This window comes from Romboutsia maritimum (assembly GCF_002251085.2).
Classification (GTDB): domain Bacteria; phylum Bacillota; class Clostridia; order Peptostreptococcales; family Peptostreptococcaceae; genus Romboutsia_B; species Romboutsia_B maritimum.
In genome coordinates this window covers 33,012-58,087 of the sequence record NZ_NOJZ02000009.1, presented here as the reverse complement: position 1 = coordinate 58,087, position 25,076 = coordinate 33,012, and the positions used below count along the sequence as shown (strand labels likewise).

General features: G+C 26.4%; 23 protein-coding genes. 20 read left to right on the top strand and 3 right to left on the bottom strand.

Annotated features, from left to right (window positions below; genetic code table 11):
- Positions 1–102: 102 nt before the first annotated feature.
- The 11 genes from CHF27_RS07010 (at position 103) to CHF27_RS06960 (ending at position 12,880) form a co-directional block, all read left to right on the top strand.
- The gene (locus CHF27_RS07010; RefSeq protein ID WP_095405860.1) at positions 103–504 is read left to right on the top strand and encodes a single-stranded DNA-binding protein; all 402 of its coding nucleotides are present in this window, start codon (positions 103–105) and stop codon (positions 502–504) included.
- A gap of 344 nt (positions 505–848) precedes the next feature.
- Entirely contained in the window at positions 849–2,123 is a 1,275-nt protein-coding gene (locus CHF27_RS07005) for a dicarboxylate/amino acid:cation symporter (RefSeq protein ID WP_095405861.1), read from the top strand.
- Positions 2,124–2,570: 447 nt separating this feature from the next.
- Entirely contained in the window at positions 2,571–4,055 is a 1,485-nt protein-coding gene (locus CHF27_RS07000) for an aminotransferase class I/II-fold pyridoxal phosphate-dependent enzyme (RefSeq protein WP_243444969.1), read from the top strand.
- 34 nt (positions 4,056–4,089) lie between these two features.
- Positions 4,090–4,503, top strand: coding sequence for an adenosylmethionine decarboxylase (speD, locus tag CHF27_RS06995; protein WP_095405862.1), 414 nt, complete (start codon positions 4,090–4,092; stop codon positions 4,501–4,503).
- Between the two features lie 132 nt (positions 4,504–4,635).
- Positions 4,636–5,490, top strand: a complete 855-nt coding sequence (gene speE, locus CHF27_RS06990) for a polyamine aminopropyltransferase (protein ID WP_095405863.1) — start codon at positions 4,636–4,638, stop codon at positions 5,488–5,490.
- Complete coding sequence (gene speB / locus CHF27_RS06985; protein ID WP_408638583.1) at positions 5,483–6,373, top strand: agmatinase; 891 nt, start codon at positions 5,483–5,485, stop codon at positions 6,371–6,373. The genes speE and speB overlap by 8 nt, the downstream gene beginning before the upstream one ends.
- A gap of 28 nt (positions 6,374–6,401) precedes the next feature.
- Positions 6,402–7,595 (top strand): methionine adenosyltransferase, encoded by a 1,194-nt coding sequence (gene metK, locus CHF27_RS06980; RefSeq protein WP_095405865.1) that lies wholly within the window; start codon positions 6,402–6,404, stop codon positions 7,593–7,595.
- 341 nt (positions 7,596–7,936) lie between these two features.
- Positions 7,937–8,917 carry a sulfurtransferase gene (locus CHF27_RS06975; RefSeq protein ID WP_095405866.1) on the top strand — a complete coding sequence of 327 codons (981 nt, stop codon included), beginning with the start codon at positions 7,937–7,939 and terminating at the stop codon, positions 8,915–8,917.
- Positions 8,918–8,925: 8 nt separating this feature from the next.
- Entirely contained in the window at positions 8,926–9,639 is a 714-nt protein-coding gene (locus CHF27_RS06970) for a TVP38/TMEM64 family protein (RefSeq protein WP_330409771.1), read from the top strand.
- 175 nt (positions 9,640–9,814) lie between these two features.
- Complete coding sequence (locus tag CHF27_RS06965; RefSeq protein WP_095405867.1) at positions 9,815–10,918, top strand: YkvI family membrane protein; 1,104 nt, start codon at positions 9,815–9,817, stop codon at positions 10,916–10,918.
- An 84-nt stretch (positions 10,919–11,002) separates the two neighbouring features.
- Positions 11,003–12,880, top strand: a complete 1,878-nt coding sequence (locus tag CHF27_RS06960) for a sensor histidine kinase (RefSeq protein ID WP_095405868.1) — start codon at positions 11,003–11,005, stop codon at positions 12,878–12,880.
- A 62-nt stretch (positions 12,881–12,942) separates the two neighbouring features.
- On the opposite strand, the gene CHF27_RS14730 is transcribed toward CHF27_RS06960, so the two are convergent.
- Positions 12,943–13,344 (bottom strand): GtrA family protein, encoded by a 402-nt coding sequence (locus CHF27_RS14730; protein ID WP_095405869.1) that lies wholly within the window; start codon positions 13,342–13,344, stop codon positions 12,943–12,945.
- A gap of 174 nt (positions 13,345–13,518) precedes the next feature.
- Here CHF27_RS14730 and CHF27_RS06950 point away from each other — a divergent pair, with 174 nt between their 5' ends.
- The 5 genes from CHF27_RS06950 to CHF27_RS06930 all read left to right on the top strand — a co-directional run bounded on the left by CHF27_RS06950 (position 13,519) and on the right by CHF27_RS06930 (position 18,470).
- Positions 13,519–14,364 carry an Mrp/NBP35 family ATP-binding protein gene (locus tag CHF27_RS06950; RefSeq protein ID WP_095405870.1) on the top strand — a complete coding sequence of 282 codons (846 nt, stop codon included), beginning with the start codon at positions 13,519–13,521 and terminating at the stop codon, positions 14,362–14,364.
- A 115-nt stretch (positions 14,365–14,479) separates the two neighbouring features.
- Positions 14,480–14,668, top strand: a complete 189-nt coding sequence (locus tag CHF27_RS06945) for a hypothetical protein (RefSeq protein WP_095405871.1) — start codon at positions 14,480–14,482, stop codon at positions 14,666–14,668.
- A 36-nt stretch (positions 14,669–14,704) separates the two neighbouring features.
- Positions 14,705–15,574, top strand: coding sequence for a hypothetical protein (locus CHF27_RS06940; protein WP_095405872.1), 870 nt, complete (start codon positions 14,705–14,707; stop codon positions 15,572–15,574).
- A gap of 419 nt (positions 15,575–15,993) precedes the next feature.
- On the top strand, positions 15,994–17,175 hold the full coding sequence (locus CHF27_RS06935) for a M20 metallopeptidase family protein (RefSeq protein ID WP_095405873.1): 1,182 nt from the start codon (positions 15,994–15,996) through the stop codon (positions 17,173–17,175).
- Positions 17,176–17,441: 266 nt separating this feature from the next.
- Positions 17,442–18,470, top strand: coding sequence for a BMP family lipoprotein (locus tag CHF27_RS06930; protein ID WP_115976032.1), 1,029 nt, complete (start codon positions 17,442–17,444; stop codon positions 18,468–18,470).
- 59 nt (positions 18,471–18,529) lie between these two features.
- Here CHF27_RS06930 and CHF27_RS06925 read toward each other — a convergent pair whose 3' ends face one another.
- Positions 18,530–19,036, bottom strand: coding sequence for a spore coat protein (locus tag CHF27_RS06925; RefSeq protein WP_115976028.1), 507 nt, complete (start codon positions 19,034–19,036; stop codon positions 18,530–18,532).
- A gap of 162 nt (positions 19,037–19,198) precedes the next feature.
- Between CHF27_RS06925 and CHF27_RS06920 the strand changes: the two genes are divergently transcribed.
- The 4 genes from CHF27_RS06920 (at position 19,199) to CHF27_RS06905 (ending at position 24,198) form a co-directional block, all read left to right on the top strand.
- A complete protein-coding gene (locus CHF27_RS06920) occupies positions 19,199–20,860 on the top strand; it encodes a ribonuclease J (RefSeq protein WP_115976025.1) in 1,662 nt (553 codons plus the stop codon).
- Positions 20,861–20,949: 89 nt separating this feature from the next.
- The gene (locus CHF27_RS06915; protein WP_115976022.1) at positions 20,950–21,141 is read left to right on the top strand and encodes a hypothetical protein; all 192 of its coding nucleotides are present in this window, start codon (positions 20,950–20,952) and stop codon (positions 21,139–21,141) included.
- A 245-nt stretch (positions 21,142–21,386) separates the two neighbouring features.
- Positions 21,387–22,895: a DUF1846 domain-containing protein gene (locus tag CHF27_RS06910; RefSeq protein WP_115976019.1), complete on the top strand. Its 1,509-nt coding sequence runs from the start codon at positions 21,387–21,389 to the stop codon at positions 22,893–22,895.
- Positions 22,896–23,328: 433 nt separating this feature from the next.
- Positions 23,329–24,198 carry a cation diffusion facilitator family transporter gene (locus CHF27_RS06905; protein WP_095406289.1) on the top strand — a complete coding sequence of 290 codons (870 nt, stop codon included), beginning with the start codon at positions 23,329–23,331 and terminating at the stop codon, positions 24,196–24,198.
- Positions 24,199–24,339: 141 nt separating this feature from the next.
- On the opposite strand, the gene CHF27_RS06900 is transcribed toward CHF27_RS06905, so the two are convergent.
- Positions 24,340–24,984: a Crp/Fnr family transcriptional regulator gene (locus CHF27_RS06900; RefSeq protein ID WP_095406288.1), complete on the bottom strand. Its 645-nt coding sequence runs from the start codon at positions 24,982–24,984 to the stop codon at positions 24,340–24,342.
- Positions 24,985–25,076 lie beyond the last annotated feature (92 nt).

The following is a 25,076-nucleotide window of genomic DNA, read 5'->3' as shown; positions in this document are numbered from 1 at the left end:
AATAGTAATTAAAGTTTTTTATAATATTTTATGAATATATGTATATAAGAACTAATGTTTGGTTAGACTTTTATTAAAATATAAATATAAAGGGTGATTTATATGAATAATGTTATTTTAGTAGGAAGATTAACTAAAGATCCAGAGTTAAAGTATGTAGGTAACTCGCAAAGTTCAGTCACAGAATTCACTATGGCAGTAGATAGACGATATAAAGATAAAGATGGAGTGAAGAAGACTGATTTTATAAAAATAGAAATGTGGGGAAAGAAAGCTGAAATTTGCAGCAAATATGTAACAAAAGGAAAAAGAATAGGTGTAGAGGGAAGTTTATTAGTGGATAATTATCAAACAATCAACGGAGAAAATAAAATTTTCACTAAGGTTAGAGCATATAATTTTAATTTTTTAGATTCTAAATATACTTCAGATACAAATAAAGAAAATAAACATTATAATGCTACAGAAGTATTTGAAGAATTAGAGGATGAAATTCCTTTTTAATTAGTAAGATATAAATCTTAGTATATAATAATTTTAGAGTACAAAAACATATTAAGCGAGGATGTAGATATATTTATGTAAAAATAAATCTAATTACATCCTCGCTTAATATTTAAATAGGAAAAACTTCATAAATAACAAATTTTTAAGGTATTAATATGGAATACGTGTGTGTAAAATTAATAAGCTTTATAAAATAAAGTAAAACGACTATAATGCATAAAAAGATAAACAAAAAGACTAAAGTAAAAGGTGCAAAGTTAATTTTTTTATGTACATATAAATAAAATAGTGTATAATATAAAATATAAGCAAAAAAAAAGTTCGAATAAGGAGGAACTATGATGAAGAAAAAAACGACATTAACAACGAAAATTTTAACGGGATTATTACTAGGATTCATATTTGGATTGATATTAAAATCAATTCCTGATGGATATATAAAAAATACTATAATACTAGATGGAGTATTAAAAGTATTAGGAACAGGATTTACATCAGCAATTAAAATGATGGTTGTTCCTCTTGTATTTGTTTCATTAGTATGTGGAACGTCTTCTATGGGGGACATAAACAAACTAGGAAGAATTGGTGGAAAAACAATGTTATTCTATTTAGGGACTACAGCTATAGCAATAATTACATCCTTAGCATTAGGAATATTACTAAAACCAGGTATGGGACTAGATATGAGTAGTATGGTTACGGGTAAAGTTGCTATTGGAGAGTCGAAGTCTATAGTAGAAATAATACTTAATATAATACCTTCAAACCCTATACAATCACTTGCTAGTGGTGAAATGTTACAAGTTATTTTCTTTGCAGTACTTATAGGAATTGCAATGAGTATGATTGGACAAAAAGCAGATATAGTTAGAAATATATTTGAAAGTTTAAATGAAATATGTATGAAAATGGTAAATATAATTATGTTATTTGCTCCATATGGTGTATTTGCATTAGTTTCTACAACATTTGCAACAACTGGTACAGAAGCTATATTCGCACTATTAAAATATGTAGGAGTAGTTTTATTAGGTATGTTGGTTCATATATCAGTTGTATATGGAGGATTATTTAAATTATTAACAAAGCAAAGTATAGCACCTTTTATTAAGAAATTTACTAGAGTAGCAGCAATTACATTTTCTACAGCTTCTAGTAATGCATCTGTTCCAGCTAGTTTAGAAATAATGGAGGAATTAGGTGTAGGTAAAAGTACGAGATCATTTACAATACCAATGGGTGCAACTATAAATATGGATGGAACAGCTATAATGCAAGGGGTAGCAGCTTTATTTATAGCTCAAATATACGGGATAGATTTAGGAATAAATGATATGATGACAATAGTGCTTACAGCGACATTAGCTTCAATTGGAACAGCGGGAGTTCCTGGAGTGGGTATGATAATGTTATCAATGGTATTACAATCAGTAGGTCTACCATTAGAAGGTATAGGTCTTATAATGGGAGTTGAAAGAATAATAGATATGTTTAGAACAACTGTAAATGTTATGGGAGATAATGTTTGTACTCTTATAATAGCGAAGTGTGAAAATGATTTAGATTTAGATCAATATAATTCAAGTTTAGAAGGAAATTTAGTTCAAGGTTAATTAGATTAAAAAAAGGTTTAGAAGTTATTGGAAAATAACTTCTAAACCTTTTTTGTTTTTTGTGAAATTGTAATTTTGAATTTACAAGAAAAGTTTAATTAAAGTATACTTTTAATTTTCAAATATTAAACTGGAATTATTGGAAAAACATTGAAAATTATAAATAAAATGCTAAAAATTAAAAATTGATATTTTTAAAAAGATTAGTTATACTAAACTTTAAAAAAAATAATATAAACATGAAAAAAAGGTTATACTATTTCTAGTTGAAAATACTTGTATTAGAAAATAAAAGAAAATAAAAAAAATGGTTGAAAAAAAAATAAAATCTTAATATAATAGACTGAGTGAGTTTAATAAAAGTAAATTTAAAAGTTATAAATATTAATTTAAATAAGTATTTAATAGTAAGAAAACTTAAGAATAATATGAAAAGGAGGTAATGAATTGACTACTATAAGTAATGAATTTAAAAACTTGGTTAGTGTTAATATAGATGAAATTCCATTATTAAATTCTTTAAAATCATACTCTGAAAGAGATATAGATTGTTTTGATGTTCCTGGTCATGTAAAAGATCAAGGAGTGAAAATCTTAAATCAATACTTTGGAGAACATATTATGAGAATGGATATAAATTCATCTCCTATTATGGACAATGTAGCAAATCCAAACGGGGTTATAAAAGAAGCTCAAAAATTATTAGCAGATGCATACAAAGCAGATGAAGCATTTTTTATAACTAATGGAACAACACAAGCCATACATGCAATGATTTTAAGTACTATAAATCCTGGAGATAAAGTATTAATTCCTAGAAATATACACAAATCAGTAATTAATGCACTTATATTAACAGGAGGAATACCTGTATTTATTCAACCAGAATTTGATGATTATTTAGGTATTAGTTTGAATATTAGTCCCCAAAAAGTAAAAGATATTATAGACAAAGAAGAAGATTTAAAAGCTATATTTGTGTTAAATCCAACTTATTATGGTGCATGCACTGATTTAAAAGAAATAATAAATATTTGTCATGAAAAAGATATATTAGTTTTAGTGGACGAAGCTCATGGAGCACATTTTAAATTTCATAAAGAATTACCTCCATCAAGTATGGAAATGGGAGCTGATATGTCAGCAGTTAGTATTCATAAAACAGGAGGAGCTTTGACACAAGCCTCAGCATTACTTATTAATAAAAAAAGTATAGATTACAAAAAAGTATTACAATCTATAAATATGCTTCAATCAACATCAGCATCTTATTTATTAATGGCAAGTATAGATGGAGCTAGAGCAAATTTAATTTTAAATGGAGAACAACAATTGTCTCAGGCATTAAGTTTAGCAAAATATGCAAAAGATAGATTAAACAAAATAAAAGGAATAAAAGTTCTATCAACGGAGTTGATAGAAAAAGATGGTGTTAAATTTATAGATGAAACTAAACTTTGTATAAATGTTAAAGGCCTTAACCGTACAGGATTTGAAGTGTATGACTTATTATACAAAAATTTTTCTGTTCAAGCAGAACTAGGAGATTTATATAACATTTTAGTTTTAGTATCAATAGGAACAACTAAAAAGAATATAGATAATTTAATAAAATCTATAGAAATAATAGCTAGTATGCAAAGTAAAGAGGAGTTATTTAAACAAATAGATATAAAACAAATAAATCCTATAACAAAATTAAATCCACGTGAAGCATTTTATTCGGCTAAAGAAAGTATAGATATAAAAAAATGTGTAAATAGGATTTGTGCAGAGTCTATAATGGCATATCCACCAGGAATACCAATAGTAGCACCAGGAGAGTTAATAACACAGGAAATTATAGAATATATAGAGTTATTAAAGGAAAATAATGCTTATTTAACAGATATGAAAGACAAAAAATTAGAAACAGTACTTGTGATTAAATAAGATGAAAATGTAAAAAATAAGGAGCGTGATTAATATGAAATTGGAGACATTAGGTCGTCACATATTAGTAGAATATTATAACTGTGATGAAGAAATACTTAGAAATCCAGACACTATAGAAAAATATATGAATAAAGCAGCATTAAACGCTAAAGCAACAATAGTCGATTCAGTTTTTCATCATTTTAATCCATGGGGGGTTTCGGGTGCTGTTATAATAGCAGAATCTCATTTAACTATACACACATGGCCGGAATATGGATATGCAGCTGTAGACTTCTTTACTTGTGGAGATATAGATCCATGGAAAAGTTTTGAATTATTAGAGGAATTATTAAAATCTGAAAGAAGTGAATCAATGGAAATTCCAAGAGGATTAACAGCTAAAATAAGAAAACATGCAAAAAAAGATTTAGGTACTATTACACATAAACCAGAAGATATATAAGTAATAAATACCTAAATATAAATATAAAATAAAAATATAAAATCGAACTAATATTTTACCATATAAATACAAAATATGCAAATTAGCAATTAAAATAAATATTGAAAAATCAATAGATAAGGAGATATAAATATGGAATTTTGGTATACAGAAGAGTGGACTGATAATGTACGTTTTTCAATAAAAGTAGAAAAGCAATTATTTAGTGGAAAATCAGATTTTCAAAAAGTTGATGTTTTTGAAAGTAAAGAGTTTGGAAAATTTCTTACATTAGATGGTCTTATGATGGTTACAGAAAAAGATGAATTTATATATCATGATATGATTGTTCATGTTCCAATGGCTACTAATATGAATGTGAAAAATGTGTTAGTTATAGGCGGTGGCGATGGTGGAACTGTGAGAGAATTAAGTCGTTATCCTCAAATTGAAAAGATAGATATGGTTGAAATAGATAAAATGGTAGTAGATGTATCAAAAGAATATATAGATATATGTGCGTGTAAGTTATCAGATAAAAGGGTAAATCTATACTTTGAAGATGGAGTTGAGTTTGTTAAAAATTCTAAAGATAAATCTTATGATTTAATAATAGTTGATTCTACAGACCCAATAGGACCAGGAGAAGGATTGTTTTCTGTAGATTTCTATAATGATTGCTATAGAATTTTAACAGATGAAGGTATACTTGTAAATCAAAATGAAAGTCCATATTTTGACTTTAATGCTAAAGAAATGAAAAGAGCATATGATAAAATAAATAATTTATTCCCTATAGCTAAAGTTTATCAAGCTCATATTCCAACTTATCCGTCAGGACATTGGTTATTTGGATTTGCATCTAAAAAATTTGATCCAGTAAAAGATCAAAACAGAGAAAAATGGGAAGATTTAAAATTAAAGACAAAATATTATAATAGTGATATTCACTTTGGAGCATTTATGTTGCCTCAATATGTTAAGGAGATGTTAAATGCAAATGAATAAATTTTTTCATTTAAATACATTTATGGAAATGGAAAATTCATATGAAGAATCAAATGTAATAGTATTTGGTGTTGGATTTGATGGAACGACTTCAAATAGACCAGGAACTAGGTTTGCTAGTACTTCAATGAGAAGGGAATTTTATGGACTTGAGACTTATAGTCCGCTTCTTGAATTAGATTTAGAAGATTATAAAGTATGTGATATAGGCGATTTAGACTTAAGTATAGGAAATACTGAAAAAGTATTAAATGAAATATATGATGCTACAAAAGAGATTGTAAATGATAATAAGATACCATTTATGATAGGTGGAGAACATTTAGTTACATTACCAGCTTTTAAAGCAGTCTATGAAAAATTTAATGATATTTATGTAATTCATTTTGATGCACATACGGATTTAAGACAAGAGTATAATAATAACGAAAATTCTCATGCAACTGTTATAAAAAGAATTTGGGACATTATAGGAGACAATAGGATTTTTCAATTTGGTATAAGATCAGGAACTAAAGAAGAATTTAATTTTGCATTAAAAGAAAAACATACGTATATGGAAGTTAGTAATATAATTACTTTTGAAAAAATTATATCAAAATTAGATGGTAAGAAAATTTATTTAACTATAGATTTAGATGTACTTGATCCGTCTATATTCCCAGGAACAGGAACTCCAGAACCGGGAGGAGTTACATATAAAGAATTCGAAAATGTTTTTAGAATACTTAAGAATTCTAATGTGGAAATAGTAGGATGTGATATTGTGGAATTAAGTCCAGACTATGATAATGCTAATATTTCTACCGTAACAGCTTGCAAAATTCTTAGAGAATTATCTTTAGTAACATCAGACAATGTAGAAAAAGGAAAATTAATATAAAAATCAAAAAAAGAAAGGTGAAATGAAAATGGCTAGACATTTATTTACTTCGGAATCAGTTACAGAAGGTCATCCAGATAAAATATGTGACCAAATATCAGATGCTATATTAGATTCATTATTAGAAAAAGATCCTTTATCAAGAGTAGCATGTGAAACTACAGTTACAACAGGTCTTGTTCTTGTTGCAGGTGAGATAAGTACAAAAGCTTATGTAGATATACCAAAAATAGTTAGAGATACAGTTAGGGAAATTGGATACGATAGAGCTAAATATGGATTTGATTGTGATACTTGTGGAGTTATAACATCAATAGATGAGCAATCAGGTGATATAGCTATGGGTGTAGATGAAGCATTAGAAAATAAAATTGGTGAGCAAACAGAAGATGAAATAGAAAAAGTTGGAGCAGGAGACCAAGGTATAATGTTTGGTTTTGCATGTAACGAAACAGAAGAATTAATGCCACTACCTATATCTTTAGCTCATAAATTAGCTAGAAAGTTAACAGAAGTTAGAAAAAATGAAACTTTAGGATATTTAAGACCAGATGGAAAAACACAAGTTACTGTTGAATATGATGGAAATATTCCTAAAAGGGTTCACACAGTACTTATATCTACACAACATAGTGAAGATGTAGATAATGAAACAATTAGAACAGATTTAATAGAAAAGGTTATAAAAGAAGTTATACCATCTAATTTACTAGATGAAGAAACAAAAATTTATATAAATCCAACAGGAAGATTTGTAATAGGTGGGCCTCAAGGTGATACAGGTCTTACAGGAAGAAAAATTATAATAGATACTTATGGAGGATACTCTAGACATGGAGGAGGAGCATTCTCAGGAAAAGACCCTACAAAGGTTGATAGATCAGCAGCATATGCAGCTAGATATGTTGCAAAAAATATAGTAGCAGCAGGACTTGCAGACAAATGTGAAATAGAACTTGCATATGCAATAGGTGTTGCTAAACCATTATCTATATTTGTAGATACTTTTGGAACAGGTAAAGTTAAAGATGAATTATTAGTAGAACTTATAAACAAGCATTTTGATTTAAGACCAGGAGCAATAATAAGAGATTTAGATTTAAGAAAACCAATGTATAAAAATATAGCAGCTTACGGTCACTTTGGAAGAATTGAATTAGATTTACCTTGGGAAAAAACGGATAAAGCAGATATTTTAAAAGAAGAAGCATTTAAAAAATAAATACTAAAATTATTTAAAATAAATCAAAAAAAGAGTAGATTTCAATTATGAAAAATCTACTCTTTTTTGACTTATAACAAAAAATTGAGTAATATGATTTTAAAAATGTTATTGATGTTAGATTAAATAATTATAGAAAAAAGCTATATATAAATAGTTAATTATAAAAAAATATGATTGATTTAATTAAAATTTACAACCTTCAATATGTTAAAATATTTACGAAGATAAAAATTGTTAATTTTATAAATTATATTTGAATATTTAAGATGTATTTTATACATATTGTAGTATTAAAAAATCATATTGAAACAAAGTAATTAAAATTATGGAGGATAAAAATGAAAATAATAAACAAAAAAATATCAGTAATATTATCGATGATAATGGTCAGTAGTATATTTGCAGGCTGTTCTATGAATGATAAAAATACAAATTCAGCGAAAAATGCAACTAAGAGTGAACAGACATTAGATAGTACAACAAAAGATGATTATACAAGTGATAATACAGAGTATTTTACAAGTATAAGTTGGTTAGAAAAAAATATTAAAGATAATAAGAAGTTAGTAATAATAGATGGAAGAAGCGAGGATGATTATAAAAAATCACATATACCAGGAGCTAAAAATGTAGCATGGCAAAGTTTAGCTAAAATGCAAGGAAAAGCAGGAGATAAAGATTGGGGAACATTATTAGACAAACAAGGGTTAACAAAAGTGCTTAAAGAAGTTGGAATAAATGAGAATAGTGAAGTTATAGTATATGCTAACAAAAATGGATGGGGAGAAGATGGAAGAATAGTTTGGTGTTTACAAAATGCAGGAATAAAGGCAAGAATGTTAAACGGTGGATTTGATTTATGGAGTTCTGAGAATAAGGAAACAACAAAAGATAACAATGAAGTAGTAAAAGGAAATATAGAAATAGAAAAAATAAATAATGAAATGAACATAACTACAGATGACCTAAAGAAAGAAATAAGTGAAGTTAAAATAATAGATACTAGAGAAAAAGATGAATATGATGGTGCTACTAAATTTGGAGAAAAAAGAGGTGGTCATATACCTAACTCTATAAATATACCATTTAATATGCTATATAATGGAGATGGAACAATAAAATCTACTAAAGAGATAGAATTAATGATGAAAGAAAATAATATAGAAAAAACAGATAAAATAGTTACATATTGTACAGCTGGAATAAGATCTGCTCATATGGCTTTAATTCTTAAAGATGCAGGATTTAAAAATATTAGAAATTATGATTCGTCATATTATGAATGGGCAGCTGATGATGCTAATGAAGTATCAAAATAATACAGAAGGTGATTGAAATAGAGAAAAAAGTAAAAAAATTATTAATAAAAATAAGTGTAGTACTTTTAGTTATAGGCATATATTTGTTTATACCTAAAATTAAGCAAAATATAAATCAAATGATATTTTATTTAAGAATGCTTAATATAGAAGCTATAAAGGAATATATACTTTCATTTGGAAGGTTAGCACCACTTATATCATTTTTACTTATGATATTACAATCAGTTATAGCACCACTTCCTGCATTTTTAATAACATTTGTAAATGCAGCTTTATTTGGATGGGTACGTGGTACGATTTTATCATGGTTAAGTTCTATGGTAGGTGCAGCATTATGTTTTTATATAGCTAGATTTTTAGGAAGAGAAGTAGTTGAAAAACTTACAAGTAAGTATGAATTAGATAGTATAGATGAATTTTTTGGAAAATACGGTAAACATACAATATTAATATCTAGATTACTTCCATTTATATCTTTTGATATTGTGAGTTATGCATCAGGTTTAACATCAATGAGTTTTATATCATTTTTCATAGCAACAGGAATAGGACAACTTCCTGCAACAGTAGTATATTCTTATGTAGGAGGGATGCTTACTGGTTCGGCAAAAGATATAATGGTAGGATTGATGATATTATTTGCTTTAATCGTGTTAGTATTTATGATAAAGAGAATCTATAATGATAAAAGTAATAAAATAAATAAAAAATCAAATTAAAATTAAAACAGATAAAGGGGTTGCCTTAAAATGAAATTTTAAGACAACCCCTTTTTTTTATTATATTTTTAAGTCAAAACAATATTCTAGCTTGAAAATATAATTAATTAATACTTCTTGGCATATATATAATTAATGAGAACAATAATTATAAAATAGAAGGGGGATTTTTTAATTGAGCAAAAGAGATAACTTGAGCGAAATTATAAAGTTTGCAGGAACATATATATCGGTATGTATAGGTTCCGGATTTGCGACAGGTCAAGAAATAATGCAATTTTTTTCAGCACATGGATTGATTAGTATTCTATCAAGTATAATTTGCATGGTTTTATTATCATATTGCGGTGCAAGATTATTAGATATAGGTAAGAGTAAAAATTTAAAGTCAAATAATAGTATATTTACATATTTATGTGGAAATTCGATTGGTAAATTTTTAAAATTATTTATGCCTATATTTTTGCTATCAAGTTTTATTGTTATGATTTCAGGGGCAGGAGCTGCAATAAATCAATATTATGGTATAAGTAAGACCTTAGGTAGTTTGATATTAGTGATATTATCACTAGGATCAATATTATTAGGAATGAATAAAATTATAGCAATATTAGGTAATATAGGTCCGGTTATTATAATTATATCTTTAGGAATAGGGATGATAACTATAGTTAGAAATTATGAAAGTTTTTGTTGTATAAATGAAATAATATCTAATTTAAATATGACAAAAGCTGTAAATAGCTGGTGGTTGACAGGAATTATATATAGTGGACTTAATATAATAATTGTAACACCTTTTTTAGTAGGGGTTGGTTCAACAGCTAAAAGTAGAAAAAACTGTGTATTAGGAGGGATACTAGGTGGAGTCATATTTATGACAGCAGCAATAGTATTAAACCTAGGAATTATGTCTGATATAGAGAATATGTATATAACCGAAATACCAACACTATATATGGCAGATAAAATAGGCCCTATAGTAGGTATTATATTTTCTATGCTATTAATAGCAGGGATTTATACAACAGCAGTACCATTGTTATGGAGTGTATGTAGTAGCTTTGCAAAAGAGAAAACTAAAAAATTTACACAAATAGCGATTATGAGTAGTATAATAGGTTTTTTAGGAGGACGGTTAAATTTTGCGTTATTAGTTAATTTTATATATCCTATATCAGGTGTCTTAGGCATAGTTATAATGATTGGAATATTTGTCAGAGGATTAGAAACATATATAGAGATTGTAAGTAAAAAATTAATAAAAAAATATAACTAAAATGTTGAAAGCTCTCAAATATGAGGGCTTTTTATGTTATTATCTATAATATAGGATAAACTTTAAATAATTAAGGGGTATTATATGGGAAATGATATATATGAGAAAATTTTAAAAAATAGTGATATTATATATTTCAGAGGAAAGGCTTTAAAAGATAAAAATGGTAAATATATCGATTTGATTATATTAGACTTTAATAAATCTTTTGAACAAACAATAAAATTAAAATCACAGAGTGTATTAGAAGTATTGAAAATATTAGAAGAACAAGATATATATATAAACTTAGATTCTGTTCTTAAAAATGCAATGATAAATGAAATGTGTAAATTAGAGAAATACATATCAAAAACAAATAAGTGTATGAATATAGATATTTATAGGGTTTGTGAGGATGAATTCGCTATAACTATAAACAAGGAAGATAACAAAACAAACATGAAAATATCTGGAGTTCTAAGAACTGCACCTGTATGTACATGGATTAAGGATTTAGATGGAAGATATACAGATGTAAATGAGCAATATCTAGAATTATTAGATTGTAAGTATACTGATGTTATAGGAAATACAGATATTGAGATATGGGGAGAAGAAACGGGAAAAGGTTTTATGGAGAATGATAAATTAGTTATAAAAAATGGAATTGTTCATAGATGCGAAGAAGTATGGATAACAAAAGAAAAGGAAAAAATATATTTGCAATGTACAAAGTGGCAATATAAAAATAAATATGGGGAAATTTTGGGAGTATTAGGTACTGCAATAAATATAACAGATAAGATTAAATTAAAAGAAAATATTGAAAAAAATGAAACTAACTTTCAAGAAATAGTAAGTTATAGTGAGTCAGTATTTATTATAAGAGATAGAAAAAAAGCAATTTATGTGAGTCCTTCCTTTGAAAATTTATTTGAATCAAATCCGGATAAATTATATGAAGATATAAATTATCTTGCAGATTATTTTTATGATAGAAATATAGTAAACAAAGATTTTGATTCATTTGATACACCTATGGAAGTAACTGCAAAATTAAAGAACATCAAAAAAGAAGACAAGTGGGTATGGGTAAAATTTGTACCTATAAAAGATGAAAACGATAACACTGTAAAAAGAATAGGTATAATTAGTGATGCAACAAAAAGAAAGCAAATTGAAGAAGAAATGGAACAACTAAGATTAGACTTTTTTGCAAATATATCTCATGAATTAAGAACACCTATAAATTTAGTTCTAAGTGCTATACAAGTACTAAGTTTGAAAATTGAAAAACTAGATGTAGAAACTAGAGAGTACTTTTTTAAGTATATGGGTATAATGCAGCAAAATGGATTTAGAATGTTGAAATTAGTAAATAATCTTATTGATATGACTAAAATAGATTCTGGATATTTTATATATACGCCTCAAAATGGAAATATAATAAGCTTTGTAGAGGAAATATGCATGTCTGTTTCTGATTTTGTTAGTAGGAATAGTATGGAAATAGTATTTGATACTGATTTGGAAGAAAAAATAATAGGATTTGATGCAGAAAAAATAGAGAGAATTATACTAAATCTCCTTTCAAATGCGGTTAAATTTAATAAACCTAATGGTTCAATTAATGTATATATTAATTGTGAAGATGAAAAGTACGTAAAAATAAAAATTAAAGACACAGGTATTGGGATACCAAATGATAAGTTATATAATATATTTGAACGATTTGAACAAGTTAAGGGTAAAATAAAAAAAGAAAGAGAAGGAAGTGGTATTGGATTATCATTAGTGAAATCATTAGTTGAGATACATGGTGGATATATTCAGGTTGATAGTGTATTAGGTGAGGGAAGTGAATTTATAATAAGTATCCCTAATAAATTAGTAGAATCAGATGGTTTAAATTCAGAAATTATATGTAATCAATCTCAGTCTAAACGTATTAATGTAGAATTTTCAGATATATACATATAATTTAGACAAATAAGCTGCATCAAATAATAAAATTTATTTTGATACAGCTATTTTTAGCTAGTCTATTTTTTCTTAATTACAAACCTCATTAAGAAAAATATTAGAGGAGTAGAAAATAAAGGCGCAATTAGAGGAGCAATTATTTTACTAAAACTTAGATATTTAATCATGAGTATAATAATGCCTAAATTTAGTATGTATTCAAAAATATAAACTAATCCAGTTAGATAGAATTTTTTTAAAGAAAGCTTATTTTCTTTAAAAGTAAATTTAGAATTTAAAAAATATGCAGCAATAATACTTAATACACTTGTGATAGTATATGCTAGTATATAATTTAATTTTAATTTTAAAAATAATAAAAGATAAACCATTTGTGATATTAAAAAATTAGATATACCTATAATATTAAACTTTATATATTCTATAATTTTATGCTTTAAATTTTTAAAATTATGTGTCATTAAATTAGTCTCCTTTAAAAACTATTATTAATCATAGTATATGTAATATACAGACATAATAAAAAGATATATTTGTAAAGAATAAAAAAGTATAATGTAAAATTTGACAAAGAGATTAAAAGAGTTTAACATTTACTTTAAGGGAATATTAAGGAAAATAAGGGGGCGAATTGTATGTCAAATTGTAACTCATGTCCATCAAATGGATCATGTAGCAAAGATAAATCAAGTTGTGCAGTAGAAAATAATACAATGAATAATATAAAAAATGTTATTGGTGTAATGAGTGGTAAAGGTGGCGTTGGAAAGTCTACTATATCAGCATTAATCGCAAAAAATTTAAGTAAAAAAGGATATAAAGTAGGTGTATTAGATGCTGATATAACAGGACCTAGTATACCTAGACTTTTGGGAATAAAAAATGAAAAAGCAAAAACATCTGAACAGTTTATATTCCCAGTAGAAACTAAAGATAGAATAAAAGTAATGTCTTTAAATTTATTAATAGAAAATGAAAATGAGCCAGTAATATGGAGAGGTGCAATGATATCTAATGCTGTAAAGCAATTTTGGACAGACGTATTATGGGAAGAATTAGATTATTTGATAATAGATATGCCACCAGGAACAGGTGATGTTCCTTTAACTGTTATGCAATCTATACCAATTAATGGAATAGTAATGATATCAGTTCCGCAGGATATGGTATCTATGATAGTATCAAAGGCAGTTAATATGGTAAGAAAAATGGATATAGACATAATTGGTGTAGTAGAAAATATGAGTTATATACAATGTCCAGATTGTAATAAGAAAATTAAAATATTTGATGGAGAAAAAAATATTGAATTCTTAGATAAAATGAACCTGAATTTACTAGGAGAATTACCTATGATAAGTAGTATAGGTAATATATCTATAAATGGATCTATAACAGATAAAGATACTGAAAAAATGTTCGATTCAATAGTAACAAATATGATTAATTCAATGAAAGAAAAAGAAAGTATAATGCAATAAATTTAATTGACTAAACAATTTAATTTTGATATTATAACGATTATAAAATAAACCCTGATTTTTAACATCAGGGTTATTTTTATTTAAATTAAATTGAAAAATTAGGAGAGACATAATGAAAATCTTAGACTTGATTATAATATTAATAGATACATTGTTAGTTATGTATTTCTTTAACTTTGCAATAGACACAACTGATATAACTACAAGAATAATGGCATGCTTAGCCATGACTATGGAAGTTTATTTTATAATGAGACATATAAAACTTATAAAATCAAGCTCAACAAAAGAAAGAGAATAATTTTAAATAAGATAATTAAGAGAAAAGGGGAAAAATATGAAAAAACAATTAGAGATAGATTTTTCATTTGGATATGTATACGACAAAAGTAAATTAATAGTAATGTATCCAGTTGGAACTAATGAAATAAATGAAGAAGATTATGAAATGGAAGTAGAAGTTGCATTTTTAGAAGATGGGATAGAAGTTGCATTTGAAGAGGGAGATATAATTGAAGCAAATGCAACGATGAAACCGTTAGAAATGTTTTTAATGAAGCCAAGTAAGATAATACCATTTGTTATTAGTATAAAAAATTCTCAAACTAAAGAAGAATTAAATAAATTGATTAAAGAATTTGATGAAGAATATGAGATAAAAAATAACTATATAAAAAAAGGATATGAAATAAAAGATGTCTATGATGTGTTTTCTAATGTAGAGAAATATATACCAAAAGAAAACTTAGAAACATTAAATATCCTAAAGATAGATTCTAGTAAATTTGATATAGAAAGCTTAATAAAAACTACAAAAGAAAATTTAGATGAAGTTGTAGAATCAAATTTAATTCCTATAAAAATTGAGAAAAGTAAAATTACAAATAGACTATTTATAAAATCAGAGAACCAAGAAACTAAAGATATATATATACCATTTGCAGTTGATGGAAGTAATTGTTCAAAAGAAATAATCTGTGCAAGTGGTGAGAATATACAAGGTGATAATTTAGATTTTGGGGATTTAGAAATTTCAAATACTATGGATGCAGGATATATTATAGAGAAAGATGAAGAAAATCTAAATATTAAAATTTCGAATTTTAATTATCAAACAGACAATAATAATCAAATAGTACAAATCGTAGATTATGCTGGAATATTAAAGCTTAAAATGATTGACTTTATTAATAAATTCGTAAAGTAAAATAAAATAGAAAAAAGGAAAGAAGTTATCTTAAAAAAGGAATTTAAGGTAGCTTTTTTTTATATATTGTATAAAAAAAGAGTTGCCTTGTTATATAATTCAAGACAACTCAAAATTTGGTATATTCCTACTTTTGGGGAAAGTAGAATAAGGATTAAATGTTAAATTTAACTATCAACCTTATAGGGATTTGTACAGTTGAATAGAAAATCAAAAAAGCCAGAAGGCAATGAAGCCTTCTGACTTAATAATTTCATTATATTTTCAAATATAAAATCTATTCACTATATAATTCTAATTAAATTTTAGCTCTAATATTATATATAGTCAAGCATTTATTAAAAATATTTAAGAAATAATAATAGACAAATTATTATTAAGATATTTAGAACATAAAGTATTATGTAAGGAGTGATAGTATGAAAAGAGAATGTGTTGTTAAACTATGTACAGATATTAAAGAGTGGCTTATAAATGTAAGAAGAGACTTACATAAGACACCTGAATTATCAACACAGGAATATATTACAAAAATAAAAATCGTTAAATATTTAAATGAAATTGGTATAGACTATATTGAGTTTGAAAAACATTATGGAGTAATGGCATATATTTTAAATAAGAATGCAAAAAAAACGATAGCAATAAGAGCAGATATAGATGGACTGCCTATAAATGAACTAAATGATACTGAGTATAAATCTGTAAATAAAGGTAAGATGCATGCATGTGGACATGATGCACATACAGCAATTCTTTTAGGGGCATGCAAGGTTTTGTATGGAATAAGAGATATGTTAAATGTAAATGTAAAATTTTTATTCCAACCAGCAGAAGAAGATATGGGAGGAGCTAGATTTTTAATAAAAGACAAATGTTTAGAAAGTCCTAAAGTTGACTATATATTTGGACTACATGTTCAACCACATATAGATACTTCTTTTATAGAAACTAAATATAATACATTAAATGCTAGTGCTGACACCATAAAGATAACTATAAAAGGAAAACAATCACATGGAGCATATCCAGACGAAGGAGTAGATGCTATAGTTGCAGCATCTCAAGTTGTGGTAGGGTTACAAAGTATAATAAGTAGGAATATATCCCCTTGTAATTTAGCTGTATTAACTATTGGGAAAATAAAAGGTGGATATGCGCAAAATATTATTTGTGAAAATGTAGAATTAAATGGAACATTAAGAGCTCTAAATAAACAAACAAGAAATTTTATGATAAAAAGGATTGAGGAAATTGTTGGAAAAATTTCACAAGCATTTGGATGTACTGGAGAGCTTGAGATAGAAAGTGGAGGGTATCCACCAGTTATAAATGATAAAAATGCAGTAGATATTGTTATTGAAAGTGTAAAAACTTTATTTGGAAAAGATAAGTTGATTATGAGACAGAATCCATCGTTAGGTGGAGAGGACTTCTCATTTTATACTGAAAATTGTAAAGGTGCTTTTTTTCACTTAGGATGTAAAAATGAACTTAAGAATATAGTACACCCACTTCATACATCTAAATTTGATATAGATGAAGAATGTTTACCAATAGGAGTTATGATGCATGTGATGAATGTATTATATTTCCAATAAAATACAGTTATATATTATGAAGTAAAAAGTTATAATTTGAACAACTTGAATTTTTAACATTGACAAAAATATGAAAACATGTGATAATCTTAAAGAAAATAAATAAACTTTAATTTAGTTCAGAGAAACTAAGAAGATGATTATATAATTTAAGTTATTATAGATTAATTTGATTAAATATCCTTTTGTCTCTCTAGGCAAAGGGATTTTTTTATATTAATAGTAAATAATAAAGATATATTAAAAGACATCAGGAGGAATTATAAATGAACTTAAAAAAAATAGTAGCTTTAGCAACAGCAACTGTATTATCAACATCATTATTAGTAGGATGTTCAGGTAAGCAAGAAGCGAAAGGTAGTAAAAAATTAAAAGTAGCAATGATAACAGATGTAGCAGGTGTAAATGATCAATCATTTAACCAATCAGCTTGGGAAGGTCTTCAAAAGGCACAAAAAGAATTAGGTATAGATGTAAAGTACTTAGAGTCTAAACAAGATTCAGATTACGCACCAAATGTTGAGACGTTAGTTGATGAAGGTGCAGATTTAATTTTAGGAGTTGGATCTAAGTTATCTCCAGCAATACAGAAAGCTTCAGAATTATACCCAGATCAAAAATTTGCAATAGTAGATGAAACTTATAAAGATGTACCTAAGAATGTAAAAAGTGTATTATTTAATGCTCAAGAATCTGCTTATTTAGTAGGATTAGTAGCAGGAAAAATGACAAAAACAAATAATGTAGGTTTCATAGGAGGAATTCAAATACCAGTTATAGAAACTTTCCAATATGGATTTATGGCAGGAGTAAAAGCTGCTAATCCTAAAATAGAAATACAAGAACAGTATGCAAACTCATTCACAGATCAAGCCAAAGGAAAGGCAATAGCTAATCAAATGTATTCAAAAGGTGCAGATACATTATTCATAGCAGGAGGAGATGTTGGAACAGGTGCAATAGAAGCTGCTAAAGAAACTGGTAAATATGCTATAGGTGTAGATAGAGACCAAAGTGAATTAGCACCAAAAAATGTTTTATCATCAGCTATAAAAAGAGTAGATGTAGGTGTATTTGCATTAGCTAAGGAATTAGTAGATGGTAAGTTTGAAGGTGGAACAACTGAAGTATTTGGGCTAGATCAAAATGCAGTAGGTATACCAGATACTACTTCTAATTTAGTACCAAAAGATATACTTGATTTTGTAAAACAAGAAACATCTAAATTTAAAAGCGGAGAATTAAAAGCTCCTAAAAATAAAGTAGAATATGATGAATTTTTAAAAAATTTATAAAATATGAAAAGCTATAGAAATCTAAGATTTCTATAGCTTTTTTAATTTGATAAATTTTTTTATTTGACTTGGTACATTCCATGATTAGACATATAATTGAATATTTTTTCGCCATGTTCTTGTTCTTCTTTTTGTATATGATTAAGAATTTGTCTTATATTTTTATCTCTGAATTCAAATACAGCAGTATTATATGTAGATGAAACGTATTTTTCAGTAGATAAAGAATCTATACAAAGCATTTTATCATGTTCATTGTAAGAATTATTTTGTCCAATTTGTGAATTTACATTTTCTAAATTTAAATTAGGTTTGTCTATGCTTGTATTATTAACTTGTTGAATACCTTGATTTTGTTGTTGATTTATATTTGGCATGGTTCCGTTTAATAATTGGCATATTGAATCATAATGCTGTTGTTCTTTTTGAGATAACTGAGAAAATAGGTCGCTTAATTGTGAGTCCTGTGCTTTTTGAGCAAAATCTTTATATTTTTCTACACATAACTTTTCTTGCTCTTTTTCATCTTCTAATAAAAATTTTTCTTTCGTACTTAAATTAATCATAAAAACACCTCCACTATTATTTTGTGTTTAAGTGGATATATTATTCATAAATAGGTATATGTTTATATTAATTTATAATAATAGAATTAAGATGAATTTTTCAGAAAAAATATATACTAATATAAATTATTTATAAATATAAAAAAAGGAGTAATTGTTAATATGAATGAAGGTAATGTGAGAATAATTCCTTTAGGTGGTTTAGGTGAAATAGGAAAAAATATTACAGCTATAGAGTATCAAGATGAAATAATAATTATTGACTGTGGAGTATCTTTTCCAGATGAAGATATGTACGGTGTTGACTTGGTAATTCCAGATATAAAATATTTGTTAAGTAAAAAAGATAAAGTAAAGGGTATGTTTTTGACTCATGGACATGAAGACCATATAGGTGCAATTCCTTATATATTAAAACAAATAAATATGCCTGTATATGGGACTAGACTAACATTAGGTTTAGTTGGAAATAAAATAAAAGAACATAACATGATGTCCATGTGTAATATGATTCCTGTTAATGCTGGAGATAAAATTTCAGTTGGAAAAATTCAGGTAGAATTTATAAGAGCAACACATAGCATAGCAGATGCTTGTTCATTAGCAATATTTACTCCTATAGGAACTATAATTCATACAGGTGATTTTAAAATTGATTATACACCAATAGATGGACGATTAATGGACTTAAATAGAATTTCAGAATTAGGAAGAGAAGGAGTTTTACTTTTACTAGCAGATAGTACAAATGTAGAAAGACATGGTCATTCTATTTCTGAAAAAACTATAGGAGAAACATTAACTAGAATATTTTCAACTGGAAAAGGAAGGGTTATTGTAGCAACATTTGCATCAAATATACATAGAATGCAGCAAATAGCAGATGCATCTATAAAACATAATAGAAAGATTGCATTTAGCGGTAGAAGCATGGAGAATATATCACAAGTAGCTATGGAATTAGGATATCTTCATATATTAGAAGATTATTTAATAAGTATAGATGATATAAAGAAATATCCAAATGAAAATATAACGATAATAACAACAGGTAGTCAAGGTGAGCCTATGGCAGGCTTATCTAGAATAGCATATGGAACACATAGAAAAATAGAGATTGATAAAGATGATTTATTTATAATTTCGGCATCGCCTATACCTGGAAATGATAAAATTATTTCAAGAGTTATAAATCAATTATTTAGAAAAGGTGTTGAAGTAATATATGAAGATTTAGAAGAAATACATGTTTCAGGGCATGCTTATCAAGAAGAATTAAAATTAATTCATAGTCTTGTAAAACCTAAGTATTTTATGCCTGTTCATGGAGAATATAGACATTTAAAGCATCATAGTGATTTAGCTAAGAAATTAGGAATGAATTCTAATAATGTATTTACATTGGAAACAGGACAAGTACTAGAAATTTCAGAAGAAGGGGCTATTGCAAATGAAAGAATTCACACAGGGGTTGTTTTTGTTGATGGACTAGGTGTTGGGGATGTTGGAAATATTGTATTAAGAGATAGAAGATACTTAGCAAAAGATGGAATGGTCACAATAGTTATAGCTATAGAAAGAGATACATATAGTATAGTTGCAGGACCAGATATAATAACTAGAGGATTTATATATGCACGAGAATCAGAGGAGTTAATTAAACAAATAAAAATGATATCTAAAAACGAAATTGAGTTATGTTTAGAGGATAAAATAATAGAATGGCAAGTACTAAAAAATAATGTGAAAAAATCAATTGAGCAGCTTTTATATGATAAAACTAAAAGAACTCCAAGTGTATTTCCGATTATTATGGAAATATAAATTAAAAATATTATCACAAATTAAATTTAATTCATAGTATATATTAGGAGTTAAAATTCCAAAGTTAAATACAACAAGGGGGTAACATAATGTTAGATAGATTTTTTGGTGAAGATGGAATACTTTGTGGTCCAGGATGGTGGATAATCATATTATTCTTTTTATTTTTAGCATTCCAAGATACTTGTGTAGATTTTGATATATGCGCATGGATACCATTTTTAATAATATTATTAATAGTTTGTGGAGCAGGAGATTTATTTGACGATTGTGGATGCTAAATAAGTATTTTGTAGAAAGAGTACTAAAAATAGTACTCTTTTTATTTTTAAAATTATATATATATAATAATACTAGAACCTAAATAAAGAAAAACTATCTTGAAAAATTTATGCCTAAAATGTATAATATAAACTTAGTAAAAAAGTGCATCGAGTGTGCTTTAATGGGTTTAAACCCATATATAAAAAAATATATATAAATATACGGTTATCGATAAGTTTTAAAATTTTAGTGAGGTGGAAAAATGAAAATAGGATTCGATCATAAGAAATATTTAGAGGAACAGTCAAAGTTTATTATAGAAAGAGTAAATAATTTTGATAAACTTTACTTAGAATTTGGTGGTAAATTAATAGGAGATTTACATGCCAAGAGAGTATTACCTGGATTTGATGAAAATGCAAAAATAAAGGTATTACAGCATATAAAAGAAAAAGTAGAAGTAGTAATTTGTGTATATGCAGGAGACATAGAAAGAAATAAAATAAGAGGCGATTATGGAATTACTTACGATATGGAAGTACTTAGATTAATCGATGATTTAAGAAGTTATGAGCTAGATGTAAACAGTGTTGTAATCACAAGATTTGAAGGACAACCTGCTACAACAGTATTTATAAATAAATTAGAGCGTAGAGGAATAAAAGTATATAAACATGCACCTACTAAAGGATATCCAACAGATGTTGATACAATAGTAAGTGATGAAGGATATGGAGCAAATCCATATATAGAAACTACTAAACCAATAGTTGTTGTTACAGCTCCAGGACCAAATAGTGGTAAATTAGGAACTTGCTTAAGTCAATTATATCATGAAAACAAAAGAGGAAATGAAGTAGGATATTCGAAGTTTGAGACATTCCCAGTATGGAACGTACCTTTAAAACATCCTTTAAATATAGCATATGAAGCAGCAACTGTAGATTTAAAAGACGTAAATATGATAGATTCATTCCATCTTGAAAAATATGGACAAATGTCTGTAAATTATAATAGAGACTTAGAATTATTCCCTGTTCTTAAGAAAATAATAGAAAAGATAACAGGAAAAGAATCAATATACCAATCACCAACAGATATGGGTGTAAATAGAGTAGGATTTGGTATAATTGATGATGAAGTTGTTAAAGAAGCATCTAAACAAGAAATTATAAGAAGATATTTTAAAACTGCTTGTGAATACAAAAAAGGTCAAGTTGATAAAGGTGCTTATGACAGAATAAAGATGATAATGGAAGGTCTTAGCTTAAAGCCTGAAGATAGAAAAGTAGTTATACCAGCAAGAAATTATAGCAGTAAATTAAAAGAAAATGCAGATAAAAATGATACTTGCCCAGTAGTAGCATTAGAGTTAAATGATGGAACTATATTAACAGGTAAAGGTTCGGATTTAATGAATGCAACTTCAGCATCTATTGTAAATGCAATAAAACATCTTGCAAATATAGCTGATGAAATACATTTAATATCGCCTGTAATATTAGAACCAATTATAAATTTAAAAACAGGAACTTTAGCAAGTAGAAATGTTTCATTAAGTTGTCAGGAAGTGTTAACTGCTCTTAGTATATGTGCTGTAACAAATCCAACTGCGCATTATGCATTAGATAAATTACAAATGCTAAAAGGAGCTCAAGCTCATTCAACTACTATATTGAGTAAAGATGATGAACAAACATTTAGAAAACTTGGTATAGATGTAACATGTGACCCAGAATACCCATCACAAAATCTTTATTATGCAAATTAGTTTTAAAAATAGACACAAATATAAGACCATATGCCATTTAGGTATTATGGTCTTTTTACATAAAAAATAAAAATGTAAAAAATAATTAATTAAAATACGGTTATCGATAAGGAAAATGCTTAGTTCCTTGGAATAACTATTTTAAAGCTTTTTTAAGAATTTTGCAAGGAATTTTTGAAAAATAATTTAAAAAAGATGAAACATAAAAATAAAAAGAAATTAGAGTGTGAGATGCAGCTATATTAAATATTTATATGAAAAGGAATAAGTCACAAATTAGACCTTATTTGAATATATAAATACTATAAATAAATAACGTATTTTTTATCCATGAGAGACTTATTTTAAGTTTTTCGTGGATTTTTTAAATAGAGCGCAAATGATATTTATTTTTAAATAAAATTACGTATTATAAGAGGGAGGGATATGCATAATGGGAAATGATTATAAAGAAGTTAAAAAAGTTCTATGGATAATATTGGTTGCAAATTTTGTAGTTGCTGCATTAAAAATAATAGTTGGGGCTATAGTTAAGAGTGCTAGTATGACTGCAGATGGGTTTCATGCTGTATCAGATGGATCTTCTAATATAGTTGGGTTGATAGGTATTAGTTTTGCATCTAAGCCTATAGATAAAGAACATCCTTATGGACATAATAAATTTGAAATGATATCTAGTTTGTTTATTGGAATGATGCTTCTTTTTATAGCTATAAAAATTGTATTTGAAGCAATACTAAGATTTACAAATCCAATCACACCTTATATTACAATTGAAAGTTTAATAGCTTTAATCATAACTATTTTTATAAATATATTTGTGTCAACTTATGAAAATAGAAAAGGTAAAAAACTAAATAGTTATATACTCATATCAGATTCATTGCATACAAAGAGTGATATATTTGTATCTATAGGAGTTTTAATAACTTTAATTGGGATTAAATTAGGTTTACCAGTTATATTAGATCCTATTGTATCATTAGTTGTTTCAGGATTTGTACTTCATGCATCATATGAAATTTTTAAGGATTCTATGGGGATATTAGTTGATACAGCTACAGTAGATGAAGAATTAATAAAAAAAATTATATTTGAATTTGATGAAGTAAGAGATGTCCACAACATAAGAAGTAGAGGTAGTAAAAGTAATATTTATATAGATATGCACGTTATGATAAATCCGAATATAAGTGTTGAAGATTCTCATAATCTAACTCATAAAATAGAAGAAAAAATAAAAGAAAAATTTAATACTAATATTCAAATAATAATTCATATTGAACCTTTTTATGAATTGTAATCAAAAAGAGACTTATTATCTAAGTCTCTTTTTGTATTATGTTACTTTTGGTTAAAAATAATTTTTATAAACACAATTATAGTACCATAAAATGTACAATAATAAAAAGGAATAATTATAAAAAAATTAAATTTTATGAAATTATTCCATTAATATATTTTCTAAAGCCTCAATATCTAAAATTTTAATAAAATCTTTAGAATAATCTATAATACCTAATTTTTTCATATTTATTAATTCTCTTGAAAGAGAAGGTCGAGGAACACCTAATATTTCTGATAGTTTTTGCTTAGTCATATTTAATTTTATAAAATTGCTACCTTGAATTTTATTTTCATTAATTAAAAAATTACTGATTTTCTGACGTATAGTATTAAATGATAAACCAGTTATTGATTTATTAAGGGTGATAATTTTATTGGTTAAATCATTTAAAAACATTTTTAAAAACTCAGGATGAGTTGTGCAGAATTTTATAAAATCACTTTTATCTATATACATAATAGTACTATTAGTAGAAGATATGACAGTAGCTGGATATACATTTGCATCAGAAAATGCTATTATTTCACCAAAAAGATGTCCTGGTCCAAATGAAGACACATGTATAATGCTATTGCTAGTCAAAATATGCTTTATATCTATATGTCCATCTAAAATTAATCCGATTTTTTCACAAGGGGAATTTTCTAGAGCTATTATGTCGTTTTTGGAAAAATTTACTAATTTATAATTTATATCTTTAAAAAATTTAAATATTTCTTTTTTAGTATTATTTTTAAACATTAACACACCAAGCTTTCTTAATATTTCTTAAAATTATATTATACATAAATAGTAAAAAATATGAAATTAAAAAAATTAAATTTAATAACTAA

What these genes read in the sequence shown, in the direction of transcription:
- CHF27_RS06925 (WP_115976028.1), bottom strand. Translation starts at nt 19,036, where the DNA reads ATGATTAATTTAAGTACGAAAGAAAAATTTTTATTAGAAGATGAAAAA.
- speB (WP_408638583.1), top strand. Translation starts at nt 5,483, where the DNA reads ATGAATAAATTTTTTCATTTAAATACATTTATGGAAATGGAAAATTCA.
- metK (WP_095405865.1), top strand. Translation starts at nt 6,402, where the DNA reads ATGGCTAGACATTTATTTACTTCGGAATCAGTTACAGAAGGTCATCCA.
- CHF27_RS06935 (WP_095405873.1), top strand. Translation starts at nt 15,994, where the DNA reads ATGAAAAGAGAATGTGTTGTTAAACTATGTACAGATATTAAAGAGTGG.
- CHF27_RS06960 (WP_095405868.1), top strand. Translation starts at nt 11,003, where the DNA reads ATGGGAAATGATATATATGAGAAAATTTTAAAAAATAGTGATATTATA.
- CHF27_RS06975 (WP_095405866.1), top strand. Translation starts at nt 7,937, where the DNA reads ATGAAAATAATAAACAAAAAAATATCAGTAATATTATCGATGATAATG.
- CHF27_RS06910 (WP_115976019.1), top strand. Translation starts at nt 21,387, where the DNA reads ATGAAAATAGGATTCGATCATAAGAAATATTTAGAGGAACAGTCAAAG.
- CHF27_RS06900 (WP_095406288.1), bottom strand. Translation starts at nt 24,984, where the DNA reads ATGTTTAAAAATAATACTAAAAAAGAAATATTTAAATTTTTTAAAGAT.
- speD (WP_095405862.1), top strand. Translation starts at nt 4,090, where the DNA reads ATGAAATTGGAGACATTAGGTCGTCACATATTAGTAGAATATTATAAC.
- CHF27_RS14730 (WP_095405869.1), bottom strand. Translation starts at nt 13,344, where the DNA reads ATGACACATAATTTTAAAAATTTAAAGCATAAAATTATAGAATATATA.
- CHF27_RS06920 (WP_115976025.1), top strand. Translation starts at nt 19,199, where the DNA reads ATGAATGAAGGTAATGTGAGAATAATTCCTTTAGGTGGTTTAGGTGAA.
- CHF27_RS06905 (WP_095406289.1), top strand. Translation starts at nt 23,329, where the DNA reads ATGGGAAATGATTATAAAGAAGTTAAAAAAGTTCTATGGATAATATTG.
- CHF27_RS06930 (WP_115976032.1), top strand. Translation starts at nt 17,442, where the DNA reads ATGAACTTAAAAAAAATAGTAGCTTTAGCAACAGCAACTGTATTATCA.
- CHF27_RS07005 (WP_095405861.1), top strand. Translation starts at nt 849, where the DNA reads ATGAAGAAAAAAACGACATTAACAACGAAAATTTTAACGGGATTATTA.
- CHF27_RS06940 (WP_095405872.1), top strand. Translation starts at nt 14,705, where the DNA reads ATGAAAAAACAATTAGAGATAGATTTTTCATTTGGATATGTATACGAC.
- CHF27_RS07010 (WP_095405860.1), top strand. Translation starts at nt 103, where the DNA reads ATGAATAATGTTATTTTAGTAGGAAGATTAACTAAAGATCCAGAGTTA.
- CHF27_RS06945 (WP_095405871.1), top strand. Translation starts at nt 14,480, where the DNA reads ATGAAAATCTTAGACTTGATTATAATATTAATAGATACATTGTTAGTT.
- CHF27_RS06950 (WP_095405870.1), top strand. Translation starts at nt 13,519, where the DNA reads ATGTCAAATTGTAACTCATGTCCATCAAATGGATCATGTAGCAAAGAT.
- CHF27_RS06915 (WP_115976022.1), top strand. Translation starts at nt 20,950, where the DNA reads ATGTTAGATAGATTTTTTGGTGAAGATGGAATACTTTGTGGTCCAGGA.
- speE (WP_095405863.1), top strand. Translation starts at nt 4,636, where the DNA reads ATGGAATTTTGGTATACAGAAGAGTGGACTGATAATGTACGTTTTTCA.